General features: G+C 68.5%; 1 pseudogene. It reads left to right on the top strand.

Features of this window, described 5'->3' with window-relative positions:
• Positions 1–298, top strand: a pseudogene (locus CVH10_RS19410) (IS3 family transposase); the annotation flags it as partial.

Here is a 298-nt window from a genome sequence, read left to right as displayed (position 1 = left end):
GGCCCGGGACCGTGCGAACGGGGTGCTAGCGACGGGGACGTCGCGGCGCCCCACAACGCAGGCGTCGTCCCCGTCGCCGTCGGATCTGGCGGCTGAGGTGGCCCGGTTGCGGCGGGAGAACGGTCAGCTTCGGATGGAGCGGGACATCCTAAAAAAAGCCGCGCTCATCTTCGGAGCGACCTCCCGATGAAGTTCGGGTTCGTCGATGGGCATCGTCAGGTCTGGCCGGTCCGCGTGATGTGCGCGGTCCTCGGCTTGTCGTCCAGCGGATACTACGCCTGGCGCGGTCGCCCTGAGA

The organism is Halomonas sp. ND22Bw (assembly GCF_003011945.1).
In the GTDB taxonomy this organism is placed as follows: Bacteria; Pseudomonadota; Gammaproteobacteria; order Pseudomonadales; family Halomonadaceae; genus Halomonas; species Halomonas halophila.
This window is presented reverse-complemented; position numbering and strand designations above follow the sequence as displayed.